The following is a 3,847-nucleotide window of genomic DNA, read 5'->3' as shown; positions in this document are numbered from 1 at the left end:
GCGAAGGACGCCATGCAGCCTGTTTCGACAGTCGATCGTCTCGTGCTCCGGAGGGCACCCATCATGAATCGTGAACCCAATGCTCCATTCGAGCTGTGCCGCGCAGAACTCACTGCGCCGGTGCGGCTCTGCCGCCTTGCCGAGGATTGGCGGCGCGATCTGAACACGCTTGAGGCCCATCGCATCAGGCGCGACCGCGACGCGATGCTGCGCATCGAGGCAGCGGTCAGCGCCTCGGGCGACTGGTTCGGGTTTGCGTCGGCGGTTCGGGCGGCGACTCACGAATACGCCAATGAGAATCTCGCGATCTGGGGCGAGGCGATCTCGCTGACGGCGCAGCATAAGGGCGAATGGCTCGCCGAACTCGACGGCGTGTTCGGCGCATGGCGGAGCTTGTGGCATGCGCCGTTGCAGAAGCTGCCCGGCATGGAGCCGGCTGTCGGCAGCTTCAGCGGCTGGATGAGAACATGGCAGGACGCGATGCCGCACATGGGCGTCTGGCCGAAGCACCAGCCCGCATCGACGGCCGACGCGCAAGCGGTTCCGGACACTGCGAAAGGAGGCTGAGATGCAAATGGGCCAAACAAGCCGTATCGCATTTGTCACGGGCGGTATGGGCGGACTCGGCGCGGCAATCAGCCGGGCGCTTCTCGATGCGGGCATGACGGTCGCGATGTCGTATTCGACGCGCAACGATCACGTCGCGACCTGGCTCACGCGCGAGCGCGAGTCGGGGCGTAATTTCCATGGATACGAAGCCGACGTAACCGACTTCGATTCGTGCGAGCGTTGCGCGCAACGCGTGCTCGCCGAACTGGGCAAGGTCGACGTGCTCGTCAACAACGCGGGCATCACGCGCGACAAGTCTTTGGCGCGCATGAGCAAGGCGGATTGGGACGCCGTCATCCGCACCGATCTCGACGGTCTCTTCAACATGACGAAACCGCTCCTTTCCGGCATGGTCGAGCGGGGCTTCGGACGGATTGTCAACATCGGCTCCGTCAACGGTTCGCGCGGCGCGTATGGGCAGGCCAACTATTCGGCGGCCAAGTCCGGCGTGCACGGCTTCACGAAAGCGCTCGCGCTCGAAACGGCGAAGCACGGTGTGACGGTGAACACGGTGTCGCCGGGGTATCTGGCGACGGCGATGGTCGAAGCCATGCCGCGCGACATCCTGGAGACGAAGATTCTTCCGCAGATTCCTGTCGCGCGGCTCGGGCATCCCGAAGAAGTGGCCGCGCTGATTGCATTTCTCTGTTCGGATGCCGCCGCGTTCATCACTGGCGCCGATATCGCGATCAACGGCGGCATGCACATGCGATGAGCTCGCCTCAGTTGCTTCGAAAAAGGGCATCAGCGCCGACTTCTGCGGGCACCTTGCCCGCCAATACGACTGATACGGCCGATACAATCGATGCTGTCGTGCCCGCGCCGACGCGCGGCGCTGCGGACTCCGCCTGCGCTCCGGCGCGCGGGACGGCCAGCGACGATCTCGACCGTGCAGCGCATGCGGCTGTCGCGGCGTGGACGGGAGGGCTGTCGCCGGCATCGATGGTGCTCGCGTGGCTCGACTGGGCAATGCACCTGACGGTCGCGCCCGGCAAGCAATTCGATCTCGCGACCGAGGCGCTGGTTGCGCCCGCGATGCAGGCAGACGGCATGCCACCGGCGGCGCGTCATACGCCGCCGGACCCGCGCTTCGCAGCCGCCGAGTGGGAAGCGTGGCCGTTTCGCTTGTACCGTGATGCGTTCCTGCAGGCGCAGCAGTGGTGGGCGCACGCGTCGACGGGCATTCCCGGCGTCGAAGCGCATCACGAGGAACTCGTTCGGTTCTGGGCGCGGCAGTGGCTCGACGCATGCACGCCTGGCAATTTCTTCGCGACGAATCCGTTGGCGCAGAAAGCGCTGATCGATTCGGGCGGCGGGATCGCGATCAAGGGCGCGCAGCACTGGCTCGAAGATTTCGCCGACATGACGAGCCGGCTGCGAGGCGGCCGACCCGTTCATCCGCCCGCATGGCGTCCGGGCCACGAGGTTGCGTGCACGCGAGGCCGCGTGATCTGGCGCAACGAGCTTTGCGAACTGCTCCAGTACGAGCCGGCGACATCGCAGGTGACGCGCGAGCCCGTGCTGATTGTGCCGTCGTGGATCATGAAGTACTACATCCTTGATCTTCAGCCGAACGATTCGCTCGTCAAATATCTGGTCGACGAGGGCCATACCGTCTTCATGGTCTCGTGGCGCAATCCCGGCGCGGCCGATCGCGATCTCGCGCTCGACGACTATCTGAAGCGGGGCCTGCTTGCCGCGCTCTTCGAAGTGCATGCACGTTGCGGCGAAGCGGTTCATGCAACGGGCTATTGTCTCGGCGGCACGCTGCTCGCGATCGCGGCGGCCGCGCTGGCGCGCGACGGGAAAGCCGATCTGCTGCGCACGGTCACGCTGCTCGCCGCGCAGACGGATTTCAGCGAACCGGGCGAGCTCGGGCTCTTCATCGACGCGAGCGAACTTGCCGCGCTCGATGCGCTGATGTGGCAGCAAGGCTATCTGGACGGCTCGCAGATGGCGGCGACGTTTCAGCTGCTCAACGCACGCGACCTGATCTGGTCGCGCATGATGAGCGAACACATGCTGGGCCGCCGCTCGAAGGCGAACGATCTGATGGCGTGGAATGCCGACACGACGCGCATGCCGTATCGAATGCACTCGGAGTACCTGACGAAGCTCTTTCTCAATAACGATCTCGCGGAGGGCCGCTATTGCGTGGAAGGCCAGCCCGTTGCGCTACCCGACATCGATACGCCCGCTTTCGTCGTGGGGACGGAGCGTGACCATGTGTCGCCCTGGCCGTCCGTCTACAGGCTGCATCTGTTCACGCACAACGCACTAACTTTCGTATTGACGTCGGGCGGGCACAACGCGGGCATCGTTTCCGAGCCGGGGCATCCGGGGCGCCATTACCGCTGCGCGACGCGCGAGCCCGACGCACCCTATCGCAGCCGCCATGAATTCTTCGAGCAGACGCCGACCGTCGACGGCTCGTGGTGGCCTTGCTGGTCCGCCTGGCTGCGCGCTCATTCGACTGGCCAGGTGAGCGCGCGGCGACCGGACCCCGCGCTCGAACGGGCGCCCGGCCGCTATGTTCTGGAATCTTGACGAAAGCATTGCGTGAGGGCATCGGGTGAGCGGCGCGACGCTCTTCCAATTCAAAGCCAGGCGCGAAATCAGAGCGTGCGCGCTGCACTGGCGCGTGCAATCGACGATCGTCGCAAGCGCCGCAAACGCCGGGCATCGGGCGCCACTGGCCTCGTGGCCATGCGCGACGCCTCGATGCCCGGCGTTTTTTCGGTTTCAGCGCTCAATCCAACCCTGTTCAATCCATCGACACCACGATACGCCCGTCGACCGTCCCCTCGCGCAGCGCGCCAAACACCGCATTGATGTTCTCGATACGGTCGCGATGGATATGCGCGCGTACGCTGCCTTGCGCGGCGAAGTCCAGCGATTCCTGCAAGTCGCGCCGCGTGCCGACGATCGATCCCCGCACGGTAATGCCGTTGAGCACGGTCGAGAAAATGGGCAACGGGAAATCGCCCGGCGGCAGGCCGTTCAATGCGACCGTTCCGCCGCGCCGAACCATGCCGAGCGCCTGCGCGAACGCGCTGCGCGATACGGCCGTGACGAGCACGCCGTGTACGCCGCCAATTTCCTTCTGGATCTCCGCTGCCGGGTCCACATTTCTTGCGTTGATCGCGAGCTTCGCACCGAGCTTGCGCGCGAGTTCGAGCTTGTCGTCGGCGATGTCGACGGCGACGACGTGCAGCCCCATCGCGATCGCATATTGCAC

General features: G+C 65.2%; 4 protein-coding genes. 3 read left to right on the top strand and 1 reads right to left on the bottom strand.

Annotated elements, in window-relative coordinates; genetic code table 11:
* Nucleotides 1-63: 63 nt before the first annotated feature.
* Genes BMW76_RS39845 through BMW76_RS39835 form a run of 3 tightly spaced genes read left to right on the top strand, consistent with a single transcriptional unit; the run spans nt 64 to nt 3,156 of the window.
* A complete protein-coding gene (locus tag BMW76_RS39845; protein ID WP_090874150.1) occupies nt 64-567 on the top strand; it encodes a hypothetical protein in 504 nt (167 codons plus the stop codon).
* 7 nt (nt 568-574) lie between these two features.
* Entirely contained in the window at nt 575-1,324 is a 750-nt protein-coding gene (gene phbB / locus BMW76_RS39840) for an acetoacetyl-CoA reductase (protein WP_090874151.1), read from the top strand.
* A complete protein-coding gene (locus BMW76_RS39835; RefSeq protein WP_090874149.1) occupies nt 1,321-3,156 on the top strand; it encodes a PHA/PHB synthase family protein in 1,836 nt (611 codons plus the stop codon). The genes phbB and BMW76_RS39835 overlap by 4 nt, the downstream gene beginning before the upstream one ends.
* A 217-nt stretch (nt 3,157-3,373) precedes the next feature.
* On the opposite strand, the gene BMW76_RS39830 is transcribed toward BMW76_RS39835, so the two are convergent.
* On the bottom strand, nt 3,374-3,847 hold a 474-nt coding region (locus BMW76_RS39830), incomplete at its 5' end, for a zinc-binding dehydrogenase (RefSeq protein WP_143062463.1).

The sequence above is a fragment of the Paraburkholderia diazotrophica genome (genome assembly GCF_900108945.1).
Lineage (GTDB): Bacteria > Pseudomonadota > Gammaproteobacteria > Burkholderiales > Burkholderiaceae > Paraburkholderia > Paraburkholderia diazotrophica.
Note: the sequence above shows the minus strand (reverse complement) of the source record. Positions and strands in the feature narration are given on the sequence as shown.